The 19,956-nt window shown below is 71.7% G+C and carries 24 protein-coding genes and 1 tRNA gene; 15 read left to right on the top strand and 10 right to left on the bottom strand.

Annotated features, from left to right (window positions below):
• Positions 1-2: 2 nt before the first annotated feature.
• Entirely contained in the window at positions 3-761 is a 759-nt protein-coding gene (locus AB0K80_RS14595) for a helix-turn-helix transcriptional regulator (RefSeq protein ID WP_365669335.1), read from the bottom strand.
• Between the two features lie 672 nt (positions 762-1,433).
• On the opposite strand from AB0K80_RS14595, the gene AB0K80_RS14590 reads away from it, so the two are divergent.
• The 14 genes from AB0K80_RS14590 to AB0K80_RS14525 all read left to right on the top strand — a co-directional run bounded on the left by AB0K80_RS14590 (position 1,434) and on the right by AB0K80_RS14525 (position 13,356).
• Positions 1,434-1,700, top strand: a complete 267-nt coding sequence (locus tag AB0K80_RS14590) for a DUF6284 family protein (RefSeq protein WP_365669333.1) — start codon at positions 1,434-1,436, stop codon at positions 1,698-1,700.
• The gene (locus AB0K80_RS14585) at positions 1,697-2,026 is read left to right on the top strand and encodes a hypothetical protein (RefSeq protein ID WP_365669332.1); all 330 of its coding nucleotides are present in this window, start codon (positions 1,697-1,699) and stop codon (positions 2,024-2,026) included. Before AB0K80_RS14590 ends, AB0K80_RS14585 begins: the two co-directional genes overlap by 4 nt.
• On the top strand, positions 2,023-2,616 hold the full coding sequence (locus AB0K80_RS14580; protein ID WP_365669330.1) for a hypothetical protein: 594 nt from the start codon (positions 2,023-2,025) through the stop codon (positions 2,614-2,616). The genes AB0K80_RS14585 and AB0K80_RS14580 overlap by 4 nt, the downstream gene beginning before the upstream one ends.
• Positions 2,613-3,620 carry a DUF2637 domain-containing protein gene (locus tag AB0K80_RS14575; RefSeq protein ID WP_365669328.1) on the top strand — a complete coding sequence of 336 codons (1,008 nt, stop codon included), beginning with the start codon at positions 2,613-2,615 and terminating at the stop codon, positions 3,618-3,620. The genes AB0K80_RS14580 and AB0K80_RS14575 overlap by 4 nt, the downstream gene beginning before the upstream one ends.
• Positions 3,620-3,958, top strand: coding sequence for an RRQRL motif-containing zinc-binding protein (locus tag AB0K80_RS14570; RefSeq protein ID WP_365669327.1), 339 nt, complete (start codon positions 3,620-3,622; stop codon positions 3,956-3,958). The genes AB0K80_RS14575 and AB0K80_RS14570 overlap by 1 nt, the downstream gene beginning before the upstream one ends.
• Positions 3,959-4,034: 76 nt before the next feature.
• Positions 4,035-5,630: a hypothetical protein gene (locus tag AB0K80_RS14565; RefSeq protein ID WP_365669325.1), complete on the top strand. Its 1,596-nt coding sequence runs from the start codon at positions 4,035-4,037 to the stop codon at positions 5,628-5,630.
• Positions 5,631-5,632: 2 nt separating this feature from the next.
• A complete protein-coding gene (locus AB0K80_RS14560) occupies positions 5,633-7,756 on the top strand; it encodes a hypothetical protein (protein ID WP_365669323.1) in 2,124 nt (707 codons plus the stop codon).
• A 221-nt stretch (positions 7,757-7,977) separates the two neighbouring features.
• On the top strand, positions 7,978-8,283 hold the full coding sequence (locus AB0K80_RS14555) for a hypothetical protein (RefSeq protein ID WP_365669321.1): 306 nt from the start codon (positions 7,978-7,980) through the stop codon (positions 8,281-8,283).
• 15 nt (positions 8,284-8,298) lie between these two features.
• Positions 8,299-8,553, top strand: coding sequence for a hypothetical protein (locus tag AB0K80_RS14550; protein WP_365669319.1), 255 nt, complete (start codon positions 8,299-8,301; stop codon positions 8,551-8,553).
• A gap of 24 nt (positions 8,554-8,577) precedes the next feature.
• Complete coding sequence (ssb, locus tag AB0K80_RS14545; RefSeq protein ID WP_365669316.1) at positions 8,578-9,033, top strand: single-stranded DNA-binding protein; 456 nt, start codon at positions 8,578-8,580, stop codon at positions 9,031-9,033.
• An 88-nt stretch (positions 9,034-9,121) separates the two neighbouring features.
• On the top strand, positions 9,122-10,033 hold the full coding sequence (locus AB0K80_RS14540) for a bifunctional DNA primase/polymerase (RefSeq protein WP_365669314.1): 912 nt from the start codon (positions 9,122-9,124) through the stop codon (positions 10,031-10,033).
• Between the two features lie 366 nt (positions 10,034-10,399).
• Entirely contained in the window at positions 10,400-11,656 is a 1,257-nt protein-coding gene (locus AB0K80_RS14535; protein ID WP_365669313.1) for a DUF3631 domain-containing protein, read from the top strand.
• 178 nt (positions 11,657-11,834) lie between these two features.
• Positions 11,835-12,083, top strand: a complete 249-nt coding sequence (locus AB0K80_RS14530; protein WP_365669311.1) for an excisionase family DNA-binding protein — start codon at positions 11,835-11,837, stop codon at positions 12,081-12,083.
• 10 nt (positions 12,084-12,093) lie between these two features.
• On the top strand, positions 12,094-13,356 hold the full coding sequence (locus AB0K80_RS14525; RefSeq protein WP_365669309.1) for a site-specific integrase: 1,263 nt from the start codon (positions 12,094-12,096) through the stop codon (positions 13,354-13,356).
• A 31-nt stretch (positions 13,357-13,387) separates the two neighbouring features.
• On the opposite strand, the gene AB0K80_RS14520 is transcribed toward AB0K80_RS14525, so the two are convergent.
• The 5 genes from AB0K80_RS14520 to AB0K80_RS14500 form a co-directional block, all read right to left on the bottom strand.
• The gene (locus AB0K80_RS14520) at positions 13,388-14,134 is read right to left on the bottom strand and encodes a TIGR02391 family protein (RefSeq protein ID WP_365669307.1); all 747 of its coding nucleotides are present in this window, start codon (positions 14,132-14,134) and stop codon (positions 13,388-13,390) included.
• Positions 14,135-14,265: 131 nt separating this feature from the next.
• Positions 14,266-14,350: transfer RNA gene (locus tag AB0K80_RS14515), tRNA-Ser, on the bottom strand.
• A 72-nt stretch (positions 14,351-14,422) separates the two neighbouring features.
• A complete protein-coding gene (gene tadA, locus AB0K80_RS14510) occupies positions 14,423-14,911 on the bottom strand; it encodes a tRNA adenosine(34) deaminase TadA (RefSeq protein WP_365669305.1) in 489 nt (162 codons plus the stop codon).
• 11 nt (positions 14,912-14,922) lie between these two features.
• Positions 14,923-15,459 carry a hypothetical protein gene (locus AB0K80_RS14505; RefSeq protein WP_365669715.1) on the bottom strand — a complete coding sequence of 179 codons (537 nt, stop codon included), beginning with the start codon at positions 15,457-15,459 and terminating at the stop codon, positions 14,923-14,925.
• A gap of 509 nt (positions 15,460-15,968) precedes the next feature.
• Positions 15,969-16,172 carry a hypothetical protein gene (locus tag AB0K80_RS14500; RefSeq protein WP_365669303.1) on the bottom strand — a complete coding sequence of 68 codons (204 nt, stop codon included), beginning with the start codon at positions 16,170-16,172 and terminating at the stop codon, positions 15,969-15,971.
• A 154-nt stretch (positions 16,173-16,326) separates the two neighbouring features.
• Here AB0K80_RS14500 and upp point away from each other — a divergent pair, with 154 nt between their 5' ends.
• Positions 16,327-16,962: a uracil phosphoribosyltransferase gene (gene upp, locus AB0K80_RS14495; RefSeq protein ID WP_365669302.1), complete on the top strand. Its 636-nt coding sequence runs from the start codon at positions 16,327-16,329 to the stop codon at positions 16,960-16,962.
• A gap of 27 nt (positions 16,963-16,989) precedes the next feature.
• On the opposite strand, the gene AB0K80_RS14490 is transcribed toward upp, so the two are convergent.
• From AB0K80_RS14490 to AB0K80_RS14475, 4 genes are all read right to left on the bottom strand, one after another.
• Entirely contained in the window at positions 16,990-17,604 is a 615-nt protein-coding gene (locus tag AB0K80_RS14490) for a LytR C-terminal domain-containing protein (protein WP_365669714.1), read from the bottom strand.
• A 124-nt stretch (positions 17,605-17,728) separates the two neighbouring features.
• Positions 17,729-18,025, bottom strand: a complete 297-nt coding sequence (locus AB0K80_RS14485) for a type II toxin-antitoxin system VapB family antitoxin (RefSeq protein ID WP_004943146.1) — start codon at positions 18,023-18,025, stop codon at positions 17,729-17,731.
• Positions 18,026-18,555: 530 nt separating this feature from the next.
• Positions 18,556-19,152, bottom strand: coding sequence for an HhH-GPD-type base excision DNA repair protein (locus tag AB0K80_RS14480; RefSeq protein WP_365669301.1), 597 nt, complete (start codon positions 19,150-19,152; stop codon positions 18,556-18,558).
• 37 nt (positions 19,153-19,189) lie between these two features.
• A complete protein-coding gene (locus AB0K80_RS14475) occupies positions 19,190-19,903 on the bottom strand; it encodes a siderophore-interacting protein (RefSeq protein WP_365669300.1) in 714 nt (237 codons plus the stop codon).
• Between the last annotated feature and the right edge of the window lie 53 nt (positions 19,904-19,956).

The raw sequence follows: 19,956 nt of genomic DNA, 5'->3' as shown, positions 1-19,956 counted from the left end.
GCTCAGGCTCCTGTGATGTCGCGGTCCGTCACCTGGCGGGCGCCGCCCCAGGTCTGTTCGATGCTATTCACGTACGTGTCGAACAGACCGCCGCCCGGCATGCGCCGCAGGTGGAAGACGGGCGCCATGTAGGCGCCGATGCCGTAGACGTGGGGGTTGACGAGCATCTCGTCATCGGACCGGTAGATGGAGTTGTAGAGCGTCGTCGCGTGGAGCCGGAAGCCGATCTCAGGATGGCTCTTCATGAGGGGCCGATAGTTCACCAACGCGTTCCGGATCTTGCCATCCATGATCCGGTGCCCCTCATCTACGCCGCGCTGCCGGACAGCTTCACAGTCTGGGTCCCCGAGCAGGATCCGGACCTGCGTGGACCCCGTCACCTTCTTCTTCAGGAGCTCGTGGAACAACGGATCTTCAGACAGGAAGAGCCCGGAGTAGACGAGAACATCTAGGTTGCTCTCCGCGCGCTCGTAAAGGTCACGCCAGAGACCGGGCGGCACCGTGTGCCGATGTGGGTAGACGGCGACGATCTCAGCTTTGGTCAGCTCCGTTGCGCTCTCGACAGTGCGGCTGTCGTCCCACAGCGTCGTCACATCGACGTTCAGCGCCGCTGCCGTCGCGTACTGGTGACGCCGGTAAGGGACTTTGCCCTGCGTGATCCACCGTTCGACGGTCTTCGGGATGACACCGATCTCTTCGGCGAGGCTCTGCACGGTCATGCCGCGGGCGAGGAGGGCCGACCGTAAACGCTCGTTCGACATCTGCACCCCCGTAGGGACTTCTAGGGACTTCTTGACCGTAGCCAGAAGACCCTGAGCTGTCTACGCGCGGGGTGACCAACACCCCTGACGTGCAGCGATTCTGAATGTGCGCCAAGAAATTCCGGCGCAAGCGCCAGGAGGTTCCCCCGACGTACTTGACGGACCCTCATGCAGTACCTGTAAAACAGGTACTGCAACGACCGAGCGCGCCATCTCGGTCGGAAGGCGGCTTCATGCCGCATGCGCAGAAGGCGGGGACGCTGCAATCCCGCTGAAGGCCAGGGGACAGGGCTTCGGCCCGACTGGCGAGGTGGCCCGGTGACCGCGAGCAACGGCCGGAGGGTGGGGACATGGTCCCCCTTGCAGTGCTTCATCCCTGTTGATCTCGACTAAGAGGTGTTCCAGTGCACCGACGAAGACCTTGGGCGCCGCCGCGATGGACCGGCCGGCGGGCGCCAGCGCAGCATCCCGGTCCGCTCTCTTCCTGCCATCGCAGCGGCTAGCGCTGCGGCCGGTTGCCTCCCCTGCCCGTCCGGTCCCGCACTCGGTGTGGCGGTCGTACGGGCGGGGCGTGGGGAGCCGGGACGTTTCCGGCTTCAACGGCAAGCGGCTCCCGGGGTGCCACCCGGGAGCCGCGTTCGGGCCGTCCACCCTTCGAGAGGAACACGACCCATGAAGATTCTCCCCCTTCACCTGCTGTCCGGCATCGACACGGCCGAGCAGGACCGCGAGCCGACGGATGCGGAGCTGAACGCCATCGACGCGGAGATGCCGCTGATCCGCGCGGAGGTCGAGGAGCTGGACGTGCGGATCAGCCTCATGGACCGGCCGGTGACCGAGCTGGACGCGCGGCGGCTGCGCCGGGCCCGGCGCAAGGTGCTGGCCGCGCGCCGTGAGCTGACGAACCGGGCCTGCCCGGTGACGGAGGTGGGGGCGTGAGCGAGGACCTGATGCTGAACGGCCTGGCCGTGCCGCTGCGGGCGCTGCGTCTGCTGGCCGTGGACTTCGGTCACCTGCCCGCGCCGGACGTGCAGGTGAGTCCCCTCTGCCCGCACCGGTTGGAGCTCCGTTTCCACAGCGGCCTGCCGGACTTCGAGGTCTGGCGCGAGGCCCTGGGCATCTGCCCGGACGCGGTGGTCTACCGAGAGCAGAGCGAGGGCCGGACGCGCGTGCTGAAGGCGTCCGCCGACTTCGCGGGGGCCGTGCTGGAGCTGACCGGCTACAGCGACGTGTGGACCCCCGAGCCCGTGGGGGGTGCGGCGTGATCCGCTTCGTGACCGCCGGCCGTTTGCGCCGACTGGAGCAGGAGGCCGAGCAGGCGCGGGCCTGTGCACGGGAGGTTCAGGGGCAGGCGGGTGCCGCCTGGGGTCGACACGTGCGCGAGGTGTGGGACCTGACGGCGCGTGCTGAGACGGCCGAGAGCGACGCCGGGATCCTGCGGGATCACGTCTTGGAGTTCGAGGCTGCGCTGAAGAAGGCGGAGGCGCGGGCTGAGATGCTCCGGGAGTACGCCGACCGGCAGGAGGCGGTCCTGGAGCGGACGGACGCGGACGCCACGGTGCTTCGTGAGCGTGTGCGGCTGCTGGAGGCGGAGCTGGCGGAGGCCAGGCAGGTGGGGCGGTCGCTGGTGCTGCTGCTCCACTGGGGACAGCCGCACAGTATCCACCGCAGCCACGAGGACGCCTACGCCTACGTCGCCACCCGGGGCGTGCCTGTTCACGCGTGGGCGCCGAGCGATGAACGCCCCGCCGCGCAGGTGCTCTGGCGGCTGGTGACGTTCACGCGGGATGAGGCCGTGAAGGGCTTCCGCGACGCTTCGGCGCCTTCCCCGGGCGGTCGGGAGGGGGCGGCGTGAACGGTGTTCAGATCCGTTCAGCGGAGCGCGCTCTGTCGGTGGGCACGTGGCTGATCGTGTGCGGCGCGATGCTGTACTCGATCCTCACGGTCACGCCGCTGATGTCCGCGCACACCCCGGATGAGTGGGACTGGACGGCGCCCATCCTGCCGCTCGTGGTTGATGCCGCGGTGGTCATTGTGGTCAAGCTCGATGACGTGCTGGCCCGTCTCGGTGGGGACGGTGGGCGGTGGCCGGTCACGCTGCGGTGGATGACCGGCGCCATGACCCTGGCGCTCAACACCGCCGACTCCGCGCTGAAGAAAGACCTGGTAGGCGTGGCCGTGCATGCGGTGGCGCCGTTGCTGCTGATCGTCACCGCGGAGACCGGGCTGGCCTACCGCCGGGCGATCGCTGCCGCCGTGAAGGCGCTGGAGGAGCAGCAGCGTGCGGAGCGGGAGCGGGCCGAGCAGGCCGCCCGTGAGCGCGAGGAGGCTGCCCGCCAGCAGGCGCGCGAGGAGCGCGAGCACGCCGCGCAGTTGGCGCGTGAACAGCGCGAGCATGAGGCTCGGTTGGCCCGCGAGGCTGCGGAGCGGGAGGAGCGGCGTTGGCGCGAGGAGCAGGAGCGGCAGGCCGCCCGCGAGGCTGCGGAACGCCAGGAGCGTGAACGCCGTGAACGCGAGCGTGAACAGCGTGAGCGGGAGCGTGAACGGGCTGAGCGTGAGGCCGCTGAACGCCGTGAGCGGGAGCGCCGTGAGCGCGAGGAGCGTGAACGCTGTGAACAGCGTGAGCGGCAGGAGCGGGCGGAGCGTGAACGCGCCGCTCTGCTGGCCGCCGGGCCCGCGGTCGAGAAGTTCCCTGAGGACCGGGCGCGTGAGACCGTGCGGGCTGCGTTCGAGGCTGGCCTGTCGGTGCGGGCCGCCGCCGAGCTGTGCGGCTGGTCGGTCGGGTGGGTGTCCGCCCGCTACGCCGAGCACCGCGGCGCGGACGCCGGCGGCGCCGAGTTGGCCATCGTGAGCCGCTGATGGCGGCCCTCCCGGTCTACCCGTGGCGGCTGGCGCCGGAGGGGTTGGCCACCCGCCGTCAGCTCCGCGCGAAGGGGCTGCGGCCGGGCGGTCAGGACGTGGTGGCGCAGTTGGAGCGCCCGCGTCGTCGCCGTGGCCCGCTGGTCGCCTACCTCTACCGCGTCGACGCTGCGAAGCCGGTACGGCCGATGACCCCGGCCAGGTGGGCGGCGCTGGCCAAGGCGAACGCCGCGCGCCGCACCTGCCCGCAGTGCCGCCGGGATGCCGGATACGTCATCCCGCCCTCGCTCGGCATGTGCGCCACCTGCGCCTACCCCGAAGAACAGCGCGCCGCATAAGCCCTGTTGGCAGGCCCGACCGGCAACTTTCCACGGCCCCGGTCGGGCCCTACTCCACTGAAGGAGTGCTCTCAGCATGACGGAACTCAGCACTGAGCCGGTAGCCGTCGAGGCTGCCCCGACCGCACCGCCCCCGCCGCCCGAACCGCCTACCGCCGCGGTGAAGGACGTGCAGGAGGTGGAGCACACGCCCGGTGGCTGGCCTGTCGTCCCGCTCGCCCTGTCGGGTGCGAACACGACGGTGGGCCTGGTCGCCGCCGCGTCCCTGGCCGGTGGCCCGATCGCCGCCATGGTCGCCGCGGCCGGTGCGGTTGTGCTCGGCACGGTCGCCGCCACCCGTTCCCGCAAGCCCGACCCGCGCCGCGACGCCCGCCGGGCCGCGGCCCGCGCCGCTGGCCGCAACGCTGCCCGCAGCACGGGACTGTGCCGCAGCGCAGCGGGCGCGGCAGCGGGCGGCATCCGCCCCGGAAGCCGATCGACTGGCTCTCGGGCCGGTCGGGGTGGTGGCCGGTCGGGCAATGTGCCGGGTCAGCACCCCCGCGGCACCAGTACGCAAGCCCGGCACGGCAGCACCGCCATCGGTGGAAAGAGCCCTGGTAAGGGCGGCCCGGGTGTATCCAAAGGCGCGGTCGGCGCCGTGGGCAGGGCCGCTGGCCGCGTGGGGCAGATCAAGGCGCTGCGGGCATCGCAGCAGGCCGCCGCCGGGTCCCGTGCGGGCAAGCGGGCGCAGACGACTGCGGCTCGCCGGGCGGTCGCCGACGCCCGCCGCAACACCAAGGCCGCAGCTGGCAACAGCCGGTTGGGCAAGCGCCAGAGCTCCGGCCGCGGTCTGCTGGGCGGCGCCGCCCGCAAGGCCCGCGCCGCGCGGGATGCGGCGATCGCTAAGCATCGCGCCAAGCGGGATGCCAAGACCGGCGGCACCGTGGCGGCGCAGCGCGCAGCGGTCCGTAAGGCCCCGGTCCGTAAGGCTGCCCGGCAGGCGCTGCGCAGGTCCGCGGCCCGCTTCCACGGGCGGCGCCTGCTGGCGGCCCTGCTCGCCCTGCCCCTGGGCCTGCTCGGGCTGGTCACCAGCCCGATCGGCCGGAAGTTCAACATCCCGTGGCTGATCCACCCCGGGCGCCGCCTGTTCCGGCGTCTGGCCGGTGTGGCGGCCGAGCAGCGCGCCGCCCGCGATGCGGCGATCCGCGAAGAGCTGGCCGAGCAGGAGGCCGCCGCCGACACGGAGGCCGCCAAGGACGGCACGGACGGCATCGCCGACAGCGTCCAGCGGCCCCCGGCCACGGTCCCCACCAACACCACCACACCCGACTCGACCGAGGGAGAGCACGTGTCCGGTTTCCGGTTCGAAGAGGTCGCGGCCGAGATGGAGCAGGCCGCCACCCAGTACGACCCCGAGAACGCCATGGAGATCCTGGCCATGGTCGAGGGCCTGCCCGCCGCCCTCACGTCGGTGGCGAACGTGATGAAGATCCTCGCCGAGCGCTCCGACAGCGAGTTTCCGCTGGAGAAGGAGGTCGCGGACGGCTTCAACGACATCTTCGGCGCCCTGATGAGCGCCGTCGCGGTCGCGGAGGACATGGGGCCGCTGTTTAGGCAGGCCCACGAGCAGGACATCGCCCGGCACGAGGACCCCCGCAACGGCCACGAGGCCGAGAAGGGCTGGAACGTCTGATCATGAGCAGCACCGCCACCGCCAAACACCACAGCAGTGGCCCGGTGCTGGACTGGGCGGCCGGTCACGGACCCGTGACCGGCGCCCTGTCCGCCACCACCGGAGCCTTCGCCGTCGCCACCACCGGCGCCGCAACCTCCATGCCGCCCGGCTGGGCCCTCGCGATCGGCGCCGCCGGCGCCCTCGGACACACCGTCGTCGGGCTGCGGGTGCGCAACGCGGGGCGCACCCTGGCCACCCGGGCCGCGTCCTGGCTGGTCGGAGCCGGGTGGACCACGTGGGCCATGACCCACGGCCCCCTCACATGGGCCGCGCTCGGCTCGCTTGCCACGATCGGTGTCGGCATCGGCGCCGCCGCCCGCTCCACCGCCCTGTACGAAGAGGCCCGCGAGGAGGAGGCCATCGCCGCCGAGCAGCGGCAGATCGCCGCCGAGCTGTCCGCGGAACGCCGGGCGATCGCCGCGGAATGGGTCGACCGCATCCAGCGCGTCTGCAACATCACCGTGCGCGTACTGGGGGTCGAGCAGTGGCCCACCGGGGCCGGGTACTCCATCGACGCCGAGCTCCCGCCGGGCGGCGCGACCTGGAACAAGATTGCCGCCGAGTCGGCGCGTCTGTCCGCGGATGCCCGGTTGCCGCACGGCTGCACCGCCACCGCCTCGCCCGGCATCCACCAGGGCCGGGTCATCATCGACGTGACCACGGTCAATGTGCTGGAGGAGGAGCGGACCTACCCCGCCGAGTACGGGCCGCTGTCCCTGCACACGGGCATCCCGTGGGGGTATCGCACCAACGCGGAGGAGATCCGGGCCTATCTGCGCGAGCAGTGCGCGCTGATCGTCGGCCCCACCGGCTCCGGTAAGACGAACCTGGTCCACTCGATCCTGGCCGGGTTCGCCCGCGCCGAGGACATGCTGACCTGGGTCATCGACCTCAACGCCGGATCGGCCGGCCTGCCCTGGGTCCTGCCCGCCCTCAACGGAGAGATCAAGGCCGGGGACGGCAAGCCCGTCCGCCCTGGGATCGACTGGCTCGCGGGGACGTTCGACGAGGCCATGACCATGCTGGACACCGCCGTCAAGGTGGCCAAGCAACGCAAGATGGGCTACCAGGACCTGCTCGCCCGGGCCAACACGGACCTGCTGCCCATCAGCCCGAAGATTCCGCAGATCATGCTGGTCATCGATGAGGGCGCGGAGATCCTGGCCAGCCCCGACCGGCAGATCCGCAAGCTCGGAGAGAAGATCCTGGAGGTCATCCGGATCGCCCGCGCCATGGGCATCCGCACCGTCCTCACCGCGCTGGGCGCGACGGGGAGTGTGCTGAGCAACCTGATGATCCGGCGGGAAGCCAAGGTGCGCGTCGCCCTGACCGGTGGTGAGACCGAGGGCATGGACCTGTCCAAGATGTTCCCCGGCTCCCGCGGGCTGCGCGTCGAGCAAGCCCCCTACAAGGGCGCCGGGTTCATGGGCACTCCGGAGTCGCCGGCCGCGCTGTTCAAGGCCTGGCGGATCCTGCCGAACCAGATCCGGGACATCATCGCCGCCACCTCCGACCGGCACCCCGTGCTCGACGAGATCTCCGCCAAGGCGGCCGGGCCCGCCTACGCCCGGCGTTGGGACGCCGAGCGCACCGCGTGGATGCTCGACCGCGCCCCCGACCACAGCACCGCGGACACTTCCGCGCCGTCCGGGTCGGGGCTGAACCTGTCCGCGCTGCGGCAGGAACAGCAGGCCGAGCAGGTCTCGCCGGAAGACGAGATGCTGCGACGCTTCCGCGAGCAGATCGACGCGCAGTTCGGCACCGCACCCGACCCCCACACCCCCACCCCACCCGACACGGCGCCGCCCGCACGGGGTGGGCTGAACCTGTCGGCGCTGCGGGGCGAGCAGGAGAGCCCCGCGCAGCAGAAGGCGCTCGCGCTGCTGCTCGCCGCCGGCCCGGAGGGAACCGGAGCGTCCGCGATCGCTCGCGCGCTCGCAGACGAGCACGGCACGACCCGTCAGACGGTCGTCGGCTGGCTCAAGGCATGGGTCAAGGACGGCACCGCCGTCCGCATCGGAGAGGGCACCAAAGCCCGCTACGTCCACCGCCGCTACGCCCCCGAACAGCCGCCCGAGGGTTGATCACTTGTCGCTTGTCACCCCGCGAAAACAGAGGCCGCTGCGCCGGGTCTTAGGGGCCCGGAAACGGCTTGTGACCTGCAAGGCGACAAGCGACAAGACAAGACAAGCGACAAGCCGCACGACAAGGAAGACGACAAGCAACGCGACAAGCACACCCACCCACCCGAGCGGGCCCGCACCACCACATGGTGCGGGCCCGCGGCTCACCCGAGGAGCCCCAAATGACCGACCACACGCCGCCGGGGATCATCGCCCCGCACATACCCGCCGACGCCTGGCGCCGCGCCGAGGCCACCGGCCAGCCCGTCGTCATCGTCGTCCACGACACCCCGACCACCGGCACGTGGCGGCGCTGCCTGATCCCGTTCGCCATCGCCGGCGCGGTCGTGGCCGGCGGCTGGGGACTGGTCGCCGCCCTGTGCGTCCTGCTCGACTTCGCCGCCCACACCGCCACCGTCATCGCCGGTGCCGCCGGACCCATCGGCATCGGCGGCATCACCCTCAAACTCGCCCGCACCAAGGGCTGACCCGGAGGACTCCGCATGCTCCGACTGCGTATCCAGCTCACCAACTGGCCCCGCCGCGCGCTGGTCCTCACCGACACGCCCCGCCCCGACTGCCCGCTGTGCGGCGGGGAGGGCGGCACCAACCGCGACTACGGCGACCCGTTCACCGGCGAGTACGCCGGAACCGAGTGGGAGCCCTGCCTCTGCTGGAACGAGAACCGCCGCTGGGTCCTGCTGCCCCTGCCACGCCGCACCCCGCCCGGCCCCTACAGCGACGAACCGCCCTTCTAACCCACCAGATCAGGAGACATCACCATGTCGTTCGGAGAAACCCCGATCACCATCATCGGCAACCTGACCGCCGACCCGGAACTGAAGTTCACCAACTCCGGCCAGGCCCTCGCGCGCTTCACCGTCGCTTCCACCCCGCGCGTCTTCGACCGCGAGACGAACCAGTGGAAGGACGGCACCTCAACGTTCTTCCGCTGCGCCGCCTGGCGCACCCTGGCCGAACACGTCGCCGACTCCCTGGCCAAGGGCTCGCGGGTGGTGCTCTCAGGCCGGATCCGTCAGCACGACTGGCAGACCCCCGAGGGCGAGAACCGCTCCATGCTCGCCGTCGAGGTCGACGAGATCGGCGCCTCGCTGCGCTTCACCACCGTCACGATCAACGGCAAGCGCACAAGCGGCAGCAGCGGCGCCGCTCCGTCCGCCGACCCGTGGAACACCGGCGACAACCGCCCCGAACAGGGCGACGAGCCGCCGTTCTAGCAACGCCCGGGGCGACCGCCTCTCTCGCCAAAGATCCGCGGTCGCCCCGGCCAACCGGCCCGAATCAGACCCGTTGGAGGTCTCCAGCATGACTCATGACGCACGACCCGCGCTGCTGGACGCAGCGTTGGACGCGGCCGGCCGCGGCTGGCGCGTCCACCCGCTGCGCCCCGGCGGCAAGGGCTCCGCACTCCACGGCGAACGAGCCTGCCCCCGTACCGGCGTGTGCGCCAGTGGGCACGTGAAGTGGGAGCAGCGGGCCACCACCGACCCCGACCGCATCCACGCCGCGTGGGGCGCGGGCCCGTTCAACGTCGGCATCGCCACCGGCCCCTCGCACCTGCTGGTGGTCGACCTGGACGTGCCCAAGGACGACAAGGGCAGTTCGGACGCGCCTGGCGGCGCGGAATCCTTCCTGGCGCTCTGCGAGCGCGCCGGACAGCCCTGGCCCACCACCTACACGGTGCGGACGCCCAGCGGCGGCATGCACCTGTACTTCACCGTTCCGCCGGAGATCCGGTTGCACTGCACCGCCAGGACCGTGGCCCCGAACGTCGATACCCGCGCGTGGGGCGGCAACATCGTCGCCGCGGGCAGCACCACCCCCCAGGGTGTCTACGAGGCCGTCAACCGCGGCCCGGTCCTCGAACTGCCCACGTGGCTGCTGCTGCAACTCCAGCAGGCCCCCGCTACCCGTGCGGCGCTGGCCCCGCTCATCGTCTCCGGGCCCGTCACCCCGCGCGCCAAGGCGGCGCTGGAGCGCGAGACGGCCGCGGTGGCGGCCACCGAACAGGGCGGGCGCAACAACCGGCTGCTGGTCGGCGCCCGCGCCCTTGGCCGGTTCGTCGCATGGGGCGAGATCCCCCGAGACCAGGTCGAGGCGGCTTTTCAGGCGGCCGGCGAGGCGGCCGGACTGTCCCCGGGCGAGTGCCGGGCCACCATCCGCAGCGCGCTGGACTGGTCGATCCACAACGCGCGCCCCCGGGAGGCAGCGGCATGACCACCACCCCCGCCAGCCCGGGCCTGAAAGCCCTCCTGACACCCCGGTCCTGCCCGGCTCCGCCGCCTTGGCGGTGGCTCCGGCTCCGGGGTGCGGCCGAGGAAAGGCCGCCCGTCAGGGCGCCCTTTCATCCCTTCCCGCCGAACCGGACCCGAGCACCCCACCGGCCGGTGACGGCCGCTTCCCCCTGGCCTGGCTCCACATCCGCGCGCCCAAAGGCGCCACCCCGACCGCCACCTCGACGTGCCTGTGCGGCCGGGACCGCAGCGCCATCGGCCACCGCAAGGTGCTCGCCCTGATCGCCGACCACGAAGCCCACCGCGACCACTGCCCGCTCCGCACCCCCCAGGAAGGGAGGAACGCCGCATGACCGACACCACCAGGCCCGCGCCGTCCATCGACGGAGCCGCCCTGCTCGACGAGGTGGAAGCGTTCCACCGCCGCTTCAACGTCTTCCCCACCGAGGCGGCCTACGTCGCCGTCACCCTGTGGGACGCGCACGCGCACCTGATCGACGCATTCGACGGCACCGCCCGCCTCGCCTTCCTGTCCCCGGAGCCGGGGTCGGGCAAGTCCCGCGCGCTGGAGATCGTGGAGACCCTCACCCCGCGCGCGGCCACCACCGTCAACGCCTCCGCCAACGCGCTCTTCCGGCTCGTGGAAGCCGAGGAAGGCACGCCCACACTGCTCTTCGACGAGATCGACACCGTGTTCGGGCCCAAAGCCGGGGGCAACGAAGAGGTCCGCGGGTTCCTCAACTCCGGCTACCGGCGCGGAGCCAAGTCCCTGCGCTGCGTCGGGGACGGCTCGAACCAGTCCACCGAGTGGTTCTCCTCGTTCTGCGCCGTGGCCATGGCCGGGCTCGGCTCCCTGCCGGACACGATCCTGACCCGCTCGGTCATCATCCGGATGCGCAAGAAGGCCCCCAACGAGAAGGCCGAACCGTACCGCCGGCGCGTCCACGAGAAGCAGGGCCACGCCTTGCGCGACCGGCTCGCCGAGTGGGCCACCACCGTACGCGACCAGGTCGCCGAAGCCTGGCCCGAGATGCCCGAGGGCGTCTCCGACCGCCCCGCAGACGTGTGGGAACCGCTCCTCGCGGTCGCCGACGCGGCCGGCGGCCACTGGCCCGAGCGCGCCCGCGCCGCCTGCGTCGAACTCATCAAGGCCGCCCAGGAAGGCGACGAAGCCTCCCTCGGGGTCCGCCTGCTGACCGACCTGCGCGACCGCGTGTTCTGCGGAGCCGACCGCATGCCCACCGCCGCCATCCTCGAAATCCTCCACGGACTCGACGACGCCCCGTGGGCCGACCTGAACGACGACGGCAAACCCCTCACTGCCCGCGGCCTGTCCAAGCTCCTGAGCCAGTACGTCCGCCCCGACAACACCCCCATCCGCCCCCGCGGTATCCGAGTCGGCAGCGGCACCCCGAAGGGCTACTACGCCGAGGACCTGGCCGACGCATGGGCCCGCTACTGCCCCCCGCCCCCCGAGAAGTCCGCAACATCCGCAACAGCCGCAACACCGCAGGTCAACGGGGGTGAATACGTGGCGGAAGACCCCGACGAGAGCCGCCACATGCCCGCGGAAACCGGCACACGCCAACTGCGTATCGCGGGCTGACCAGCCGCCATCTCACGGTGCCGCCGCATGCCCGCGCGGCGGCACCTATCCGCAACACAACCGGCATCCGCAACAGATCCGAGCCGCTGACCTGCAACGTTGCGGCGTGGCGGATGTTGCGGATTCCCAGCAAGGGTCTCGCCGGCCCTGCCGTCATGAGACGAAGGAGATCCGCCATATGGACACGGCACACGTCGCCGACTCCATCGACCCGACCCTCGTACTGCTGACCGTCGAAGAGGCCGCCCGCCGACTCCGCATCGGTCGCACCCTGTGCTACCGGCTCATCGGCTCCGGAGAACTCGAGTCCGTCCCCGTCGGCCGACTCCGCCGCGTTCCCGCCGACGCCGTGAACGACTACGTCGCCCGACTCCGCGCGGCCAACCGCGCCACCCTCGCCGCCGCCCCCATGGCCGATGCCGCTTGAGAGGACACCCGTGGAAGAGAAGAAGAAGCGCACTCGACAGCCGAACGGCCGTTCGTCCATCTACCTGGGCAAGGACGGCAAGTGGCACGGCCGCGTCACCGTCGGCGTACGCGACGACGGCAAGCCGGACCGGCGGCACGTCGAGCGGAAGACCAAGGCGGAAGTCGTCGAGGCCGTGAAGGAGCTGGAACGGATGCGCGACGCCGGTACGGTGCGCAAGCCGGGCAAGCCCTGGACGGTCAAGGCGTGGCTGACGCATTGGATCGACAACATCGCGCCTCTCGCCGTCAACGAGAACACCATGGTCGGCTACGGCGTCGCCGTACGAAAGCACCTGATCCCCGGTCTTGGCGCTCACCGGCTCGACCGGCTCAAGCCGGAGCACATCGAGACCTTCTACGCCAAGATGCAGGCGAACGGCAGCAGGCCCGCGACCGCCCACCAGGCGCACCGCACCTTCCGGACCGCGCTCAACGAGGCGGTACGGCGCGGCCACCTCGCCAAGAACCCCGTACTGCTCGCCAAGGCGCCGCGCGTGAGCGAAGAGGAGATCGAGCCGTACACCGTCGAAGAGGTGCAGCGCCTGCTGCGTGCTGCCGCCCGCCGGCGGAACTCCGCGCGCTGGGCCGTGGCGCTCGCGCTGGGGCTCCGGCAGGGCGAGGCGCTGGGCCTCAAGTGGTCGGATGTCGACCTGGACAACGGCGTGCTGTTGGTCCGCCGGAGTCGTCGGCGCCCGCGCTACGCGCACGGGTGCGGTGACACCTGCGGCCGCAAAGCCGGGTACTGCCCGCAGCGTCAGCGGACGAACCCGGAGACTGCCGACACGAAGTCCCGTGCGGGCCGCCGCGCCGTCGGGCTCCCTCCACAGCTTGTGGACATGCTGCGCGCTCATGAGCGTCAGCAGCAGGCCGAGCGCGCGGCGGCCGGGGACAAGTGGACGGATGAGGGCTGGCTCTTCGCCACGGAGAACGGGCGCGGAACTTCCCCCCGAACGGACTACGACGACTGGAAGGAGTTGCTGAACTCCGCGAAGGTGCGGGACGGCCGTTTGCACGACGCTCGGCACACGGCGGCCACGGTCCTGCTGATCCTCGGAGTATCCGAGCGGGCAGTAATGGGCCTCATGGGTTGGTCGACGACGGCGATGGCCGCCCGGTATCAGCACATGGTCGACACCGTCCGGCGGGATATTGCGCGACAGGTTGACGGGCTCATCTGGAAGTCGGACGGAGACGACGACGGGGCCGCCGGCGCCCTCGTAGCGGCCAGGTGACTGTGAGGGGGCAGGTCTCCACTCTGCCCCCTCAGACGTGCTTCACGACCTGGCAGCTATCGATGAGCCGCGCGAGCACGCTGAACGTGGCCAATTGCTCAAGCGCCTCCTGCTCAGGCAAGTCCGTCACCCCGTGCGCGGCAGGATTCCGCAGCGCCGAGTAAGCCCCCTGACCGAGCAGGAGCGCGCCACGCTGACGGGTTTTGACGTCAGGATTCGTCGGATCGCCGGGGAATCGGAGACGCGGCTTCCCCGGCTCTGGAGCGTTGCTGCTCAGTGCCTCCTGCACCAAGGTGGCGTCAGTGACGTCCCGGCGGCCGAGTTTGCTCTGAAGATGAGCGCTGATCGAACTGGCAGCAGCATGAACTGCCGCTCGGAAGTGCTTCGACTCCCAGAACGTACGGGCGGCATCCCACACCCATGGATGGAACTGATCAGCCGGAAGGGAGGGCGCGTCCGGCTTAAGCCGGGTTGCCCATTCGTCCATGTCGGCGAGGACGCCGAGGCCACGCTGGGCTTGTCTCCTGGCGTAAGCCACCCCGTTCGCCGTATCAAGAGCCCAGTCCGTCGCTAGCTCGGGATCGAGGCACTTCAGGATCTTCTTAAGAGTCGCATCGGCTGCGTACACCTGATCAAGGAGGGCTCCAGCCTTGGGGTGGACTCCGGTCGTCCCGCTCGACAGCAGGGTTCGCCCAACCGTCGTCCCCTTGAGGCTGAGGTACTCGGTCGCAAGGGCATCGAATGCTTCGAGCCGCTGCCGCATCCAGTCACGATCCACGCATACCAGCGTAGGGATGGACTGATCGTCATGTAGTTGAATTTCCCGGCCACGCATACCGACTGAGACGGAAACTGAGACGGAGACGCGCGAAGGGTCCGGCTCGATGAGCCGGACCCTTCGTCTACCAGCGGTAGCGGAGGGATTTGAACCCTCGGTGACTTGCGCCACACTCGCTTTCGAGGCGAGCTCCTTCGGCCGCTCGGACACGCTACCGAGGGAGACCTTACAGCACGGCGGGCGCTGGTTCGAAATCGGTATGCGGCGGTCCCGGCCGCGCGGGCGGAGTCAGCGAGCGCGGAAGAAGTCGGTGAGGAGCCGGGCGCACTCCTCGGCGAGCACGCCCTCGATCACCTCGGGGCGGTGGTTGAGTCGGCGGTCGCGCACGACGTCCCACAGGGAGCCGACGGCGCCCGCCTTGTCGTCGCGGGCGCCGTAGACGACCCGGTCCACGCGGGACTGGACGAGCGCGCCCGCGCACATCGTGCAGGGCTCCAGCGTGACGACCAGGGTGCAGCCGGTCAGCCGCCACTGCCCGAGCCGTTCCGCCGCCCGCCGCAGCGCGAGCACCTCCGCGTGGGCCGTGGGGTCGCCGCCGGCCTCGCGTTCGTTGTGGCCGGTGGCGAGCACGGTGCTGCCGTCCGGGGCCAGGACGACCGCGCCGACCGGGACGTCGCCGTCCCGGGCGGCCCGGGCGGCCTGGTCCAGGGCGAGCCGCATCGCGGCCCGCCAGCGGTCGCGTACGGGGTCCGGGAGCCCTGCCACGCCGGTGTCCATGGGGGTGTCGGTCAGCGGACGGTCTCCAGGGTCTCGGAGGCGCCCAGGGCCTCGGCGATCTCGGTGAGGGCGTCCTGCGACAGCGAGCGCAGCTCCTTCTCGCTCACGCCGAGGTCCTCCAGGATCTGGGCGTCGCCGACCGGGCCGTGCGGCACATCGGAGGCGCCGGCGGCCGCGTCGCCGTCGTCGTCGGCGGCGTCCTCGTCCTCACCGTCCTCCGTGCCGTCGAGGTCGAGGGCGTCCAGGTCGGGGCCGTCGTCCCCGGGCTCCCGGCCGAGCAGCTCGTCGGTGAGCAGGATCTCGCCGTAGCTGCTGCGGGCAGCGGCGGCGGCGTCCGAGACGTAGATACGAGGGTCGTCCTCGCCGTCCACGCGGACGACGCCGAACCAGGCGTCCTCCTGCTCGATCAGCACGAGCACCGTGTCCTCGTCGGGAGAGGCTTCCCGGGCCAGGTCGGCCAGATCCGACAGGGTCTCCACATCGTCGAGCTCTGTGTCGCTCGCTTCCCACCCGTCTTCGGTGCGCGCGAGCAGTGCGGCGAAGTACACCGTGACTCTCCCACTGGTCATAGGCGTGCCGGTTGGGGGTCCCCCCGGCGGAGGTTACGGGCGGGGAGTGCTCCGGAAGAGCCCCACCCACTCGGAATCGTGGCAGAAACAAGGCGTTCAGGGGACGTCTTCGGCTCCCTGTGTCCGGCTGTTTTGACCGCGCGTTCCGAGGGGGAACGCGAGCTCCTCGGCAAAGGACTCACCAGCGCACTCGTTGCCGCCACGTGCGGATCGTACGCGGCTTTTCCCACGGCCCACGCACGCCCACCTCGGCAACGCCGGAAAGGCCTGCGATCTTCCGACCGCCGGCGCACGCTGTTCACCCCGATTCCCCACTCGGGAGCCCCGGGAACCACGGGGTCCCTGGCGGCCTCCCCGGGGCTGCAGCCGGGGAAACCGGGGGCGTGGCGCAGCGCGCCGATCACCGACGTCACGCCCAGCGGCGGCCGGGGCCGGCCGGGCGGGACAACGGGGAAAAGCCCAGGTCCTGTGGGCAGGGTCTCGGTGGGTCACCAGCGGAACGTGCGCATGCGCATGGCGTGCCTGAGGCGGGCCGTCTTGGCGCGGCGGGGCTGGACCCGGGCGCGCAGGGCCCGGGCCTCGGCCAGGTCGCGCAGGAACTCGGCACGGCGCCGTCGGCGTTCGGCGTCCGTCTCCACCGCGCCGGGCCGCTCGCGCGGCGACGGATCGTGTCGGGAATTCCGCTCGGACATCGGCTCACCACCCCAGTTCCGTCCCTCCCACCTTCCCCCGGACGGCCCGTTTGACGCCAGTGAGCAGGCGATGACCGGCTCACCTGCCTGCCTGCCTGCCTGCCTGCCGGGCGGGGGGACACCGGGCCCACCGGGCCCGGTTACTGTGGGGGACATGCGTCTCCACGTCGTCGACCACCCCCTGGTCGCCCACAAGCTCACCACGCTGCGCGACCAGCGCACCGACTCCGCGACCTTCCGCCGTCTCGCCGACGAGCTGGTCACCCTGCTCGCCTACGAGGCCACGCGCGACGTGCGCACCGAACAGGTCGACATCACCACCCCGGTCGCGAAGACCACCGGCGTCAAGCTCTCCCACCCCCGCCCGCTGGTCGTGCCGATCCTGCGCGCCGGGCTCGGCATGCTGGACGGCATGGTCCGGCTGCTGCCGACCGCCGAGGTGGGCTTCCTCGGCATGATCCGCAACGAGGAGACGCTGCAGGCCTCGACGTACGCCACGCGCATGCCGGAGGACCTGTCCGGGCGGCAGGTGTACGTCCTGGACCCGATGCTCGCCACCGGCGGCACGCTGGTCGCGGCGATCCAGGAGCTGATCAAGCGCGGCGCGGACGACGTGACCGCCGTGGTGCTGCTGGCCGCGCCGGAGGGCGTCGAGGTCATGGAGCGCGACCTGGCGGGCACACCGGTGACGGTCGTCACGGCGTCGGTCGACGAGCGCCTCAACGAGCACGGCTACATCGTCCCGGGCCTCGGCGACGCGGGCGACCGCATGTACGGGGCGGCGGAGTAGGCCCCGCTCCCTCGTGCGTACGGCTGCTCAGCAGCCCTTCTTCGCGGTGGGCGCCGGCTCGGGCCTGGTCAGTGCGGCCAGGGCCTTGTCGGCGTCCGGCTTCTTCGCCAGCTCCTTGAAGGCGTTGCCGATGACCAGGTCGACGGCGGCGCCCTTGCGGGCCGGGTCGGTGCGGCGCTCGGCGCCGGGGAGCTGGGTGCCGAGCACCGACAGCGCGGTGTCCCGGGCGGCGGTGGGGCCGAGCAGGACGCCGGTGCCCTTGACCTTCTTGTCGTACTCCTTGGGCGCGTTGCCGACGTCGCCGATCCTGAAGCCGCGCTTCTTCAGTTCGTCGGCGGTCTTCTTGGCCAGGCCGCTGCGGGTCGTGGCGTTGAACACGTTGACGGTGATGCCGCGCGGCTCGGGCAGCGGCCGGGCGCTGGGCGAGGGGCTCGCCTTGCTGCCGCAGTCCGCCTTGGTGCCGACCGCTGAGGCCTTTCTGCCGCCGTCGCCCGTGAAGACGTCGATGAGCTGCGTCGTTCCCCAGCCGATCAGGCCGAGTACGGCGGCGGAGGCGACGACGAGGACCACGATCCTGCCGGGCCGCCGGCGACGCCGCATCCGCGGGTACTTGTCCCCCGTGATCCGGTACTGGCCACCCATGCCGGGGGGAGTCAGCATGCTCATGAGCGCAGCGTAGTGCGCCCGAGCGACGATGCCTACTAGATGATCATTGCACGTCGCTCAGTCCGACCCGAAAGGGGCAACCGCGCGGTAGGCGGCCCGGTCAGTCGAGTTCGAGGACCCGTGCGTGCAGCACCTGACGCTGCTGGAGCGCGGCCCGGACCGCGCGGTGGAGGCCGTCCTCCAGGTACAGGTCGCCCTGCCACTTCACGACGTGCGCGAAGAGGTCGCCGTAGAACGTGGAGTCCTCGGCGAGGAGGGTCTCCAGGTCGAGCTGCTGCTTGGTCGTCACGAGCTGATCGAGGCGGACCGGGCGCGGCGCGACGTCCGCCCACTGCCGGGTGCTTTCCCGGCCGTGGTCGGGGTACGGCCGGCCGTTTCCGATGCGCTTGAAGATCACACGGAAAGCCTACCGGTCAAGACCTTCCGGGCGCAGCCATGGCGACGTAGTGCGACGCCGAAAAAGACACCGGATTGCGGGGCAAAGCAGGAGCAGCCTCCTGAATATGCACGCCCCCCGGTGGCCCTGCCGGTCAGCCGCGGCTCTGCTCCTTCGGGGGCCGCGGCCGCTGCCCGTCGGGCTCGGGGTCGGACTTGGGGGCCCTGCGCCGGTCCTCCGCGCGCGCCTCGGCGGAGGCCCGCACACGACACACAGCCTGCTCGGCCCGCTACGGCTTCCGGCCCGGGCACGGCACACGGCCTGCTCGGGCTGCCACGGCTCCGGGGACGCCGGGGCCAGCCCGGGATGTGCGGCCTGCTCGGGCCGCTACGGCTCCCGGGGGGCGCCCGGGCCCGCCCGGGATGTCCGGCCTGCTCGGCTCGCTGCGGCTCCCGGCCCGCCCCGGCCAGCTCGGCACACCGGGCTGCTCAGGCCGCTCCACCCCGGTCGGCGACTCGGGCCGCCGTGACCGTACGAGCCGGTCCCCGGCCCTACGGCTTCTTCGCGGCCTTCGCCGCCTTCGCCGCCGCCTTCATCTCCTGCTTGTGGGCACGGACCTTCGCCAGGGACTCCGGTCCGGTGATGTCGGCGACGGAGCGGAAGGACCTCGGTTCGCCGTAGGCGCCCGCGGCCTCGCGCCAGCCCGTGGGGCGCACGCCGAGCTGTTTGCCGAGCAGGGCGAGGAAGATCTGCGCCTTCTGCTTGCCGAAGCCGGGCAGGTCCTCAAGGCGCCTCAGCAGCTCCCGGCCGTCGGTGACGTCGCGCCAGACGGCCTCGGCGTCCCCGTCGTAGTGCTCGGCCAGGTACCGGCACAGCTGCTGGATCCGGCCCGCCATCGACCCCGGGTAGCGGTGCACGGCCGGCTTGCGCGCGAGCAGCTCGGCGAAGGCGTCCGGGTCGTACGCGGCGATCTCGTGCGCGTCCAGGTCGTCGGTGCCCAGCCGCGCCGCGATGGTCGCCGGGCCCTTGAACGCCCACTCCATCGGGATCTGCTGGTCCAGCAGCATGCCGACCAGCGCGGCGAGGGCACTGCGGCCGAGCAGCGCGTCGGCCTGGGGGTCCTGGGCGAGGTGCAGGGTGACGTCCATGTCCCGATGGTCGCGCGTGGCCGCCCGGCCCGCGCGCTCAGTCCGCCCGCCAGTACCCCAGCGCGTGCGTCCGCTGCTTGGGCACGCCCAGCTCCCGGACGTACGACGACAGGGCCCGGGTCGTGGCCGTGTCGCAGGCGATCCAGACGTACGGGTCCGGGGTGCCGGCCAGCAGGCCGGGCAGGGCCGCCCGGACCTCGGTGAGCAGCCGGGAGTCCTGCCGCGGTACCGCCCGGACCTCGTGGCGGTCCGGGTCGGTGGCGAAGGGGAGGCCGTCGGGGTCGCCCTCGAACCAGACGGTCGCCGGCGCCGGGGCCAGGGCGCCGAGCAGGGAGTTGATCGCGGGCAGCGAGGCCGGGTCGCCGACGACGAAGACGTGGGAGGGGGCCGGGCTCGGGTGGGCGAAGCCGGTGCCCTGGACGGTCGCCTCGATGGTGTCGCCGGGCTTGGCCGCCCGGGCCCAGTCGCTGGCGCACCCCTCGTGCAGGGCGAACTCCAGGGCGAAGGTGCCCGTGGCCGGGTCCGGGTCGACCAGGGTGTAGGCGCGCTGGTGGGGCCTGCCCGCGTTGTCGAACCACAGCCGGACCCACATCGTGGGGTGGACGCCGGTCGCCGCCAGCATGCCGCCGTCGGTCAGGCGCAGCCGCCGGTAGTGCGGGGTGACGTCCTCGGCGTCCGTCACCGTGCACGTGAAGTCCTTCGCCCGCAGCAGTCTGAGGACCGCGCCCTCCCAGCCCCGCCCCTGCGCCATCCCTGTTCACCCTTCACGTACGATTCCGCCACGACCGACTTAGGCGAGCCTAA

This window comes from Streptomyces sp. NPDC052682, from assembly GCF_040678435.1.
Lineage (GTDB): Bacteria > Actinomycetota > Actinomycetes > Streptomycetales > Streptomycetaceae > Streptomyces.
Note: the sequence above shows the minus strand (reverse complement) of the source record. Positions and strands in the feature narration are given on the sequence as shown.

Excerpts from the sequence above, each read along its gene's own strand:
- AB0K80_RS14540 (WP_365669314.1), top strand. The coding sequence starts at position 9,122 with ATGACTCATGACGCACGACCCGCGCTGCTGGACGCAGCGTTGGACGCG.
- AB0K80_RS14555 (WP_365669321.1), top strand. The coding sequence starts at position 7,978 with ATGACCGACCACACGCCGCCGGGGATCATCGCCCCGCACATACCCGCC.
- upp (WP_365669302.1), top strand. The coding sequence starts at position 16,327 with ATGCGTCTCCACGTCGTCGACCACCCCCTGGTCGCCCACAAGCTCACC.
- AB0K80_RS14565 (WP_365669325.1), top strand. The coding sequence starts at position 4,035 with ATGACGGAACTCAGCACTGAGCCGGTAGCCGTCGAGGCTGCCCCGACC.
- AB0K80_RS14480 (WP_365669301.1), bottom strand. The coding sequence starts at position 19,152 with ATGGACGTCACCCTGCACCTCGCCCAGGACCCCCAGGCCGACGCGCTG.
- AB0K80_RS14595 (WP_365669335.1), bottom strand. The coding sequence starts at position 761 with ATGTCGAACGAGCGTTTACGGTCGGCCCTCCTCGCCCGCGGCATGACC.
- ssb (WP_365669316.1), top strand. The coding sequence starts at position 8,578 with ATGTCGTTCGGAGAAACCCCGATCACCATCATCGGCAACCTGACCGCC.
- AB0K80_RS14530 (WP_365669311.1), top strand. The coding sequence starts at position 11,835 with ATGGACACGGCACACGTCGCCGACTCCATCGACCCGACCCTCGTACTG.
- AB0K80_RS14475 (WP_365669300.1), bottom strand. The coding sequence starts at position 19,903 with ATGGCGCAGGGGCGGGGCTGGGAGGGCGCGGTCCTCAGACTGCTGCGG.
- AB0K80_RS14590 (WP_365669333.1), top strand. The coding sequence starts at position 1,434 with ATGAAGATTCTCCCCCTTCACCTGCTGTCCGGCATCGACACGGCCGAG.
- AB0K80_RS14490 (WP_365669714.1), bottom strand. The coding sequence starts at position 17,604 with ATGGGTGGCCAGTACCGGATCACGGGGGACAAGTACCCGCGGATGCGG.
- AB0K80_RS14560 (WP_365669323.1), top strand. The coding sequence starts at position 5,633 with ATGAGCAGCACCGCCACCGCCAAACACCACAGCAGTGGCCCGGTGCTG.
- AB0K80_RS14550 (WP_365669319.1), top strand. The coding sequence starts at position 8,299 with ATGCTCCGACTGCGTATCCAGCTCACCAACTGGCCCCGCCGCGCGCTG.
- AB0K80_RS14570 (WP_365669327.1), top strand. The coding sequence starts at position 3,620 with ATGGCGGCCCTCCCGGTCTACCCGTGGCGGCTGGCGCCGGAGGGGTTG.
- AB0K80_RS14500 (WP_365669303.1), bottom strand. The coding sequence starts at position 16,172 with ATGTCCGAGCGGAATTCCCGACACGATCCGTCGCCGCGCGAGCGGCCC.
- AB0K80_RS14535 (WP_365669313.1), top strand. The coding sequence starts at position 10,400 with ATGACCGACACCACCAGGCCCGCGCCGTCCATCGACGGAGCCGCCCTG.
- tadA (WP_365669305.1), bottom strand. The coding sequence starts at position 14,911 with ATGGACACCGGCGTGGCAGGGCTCCCGGACCCCGTACGCGACCGCTGG.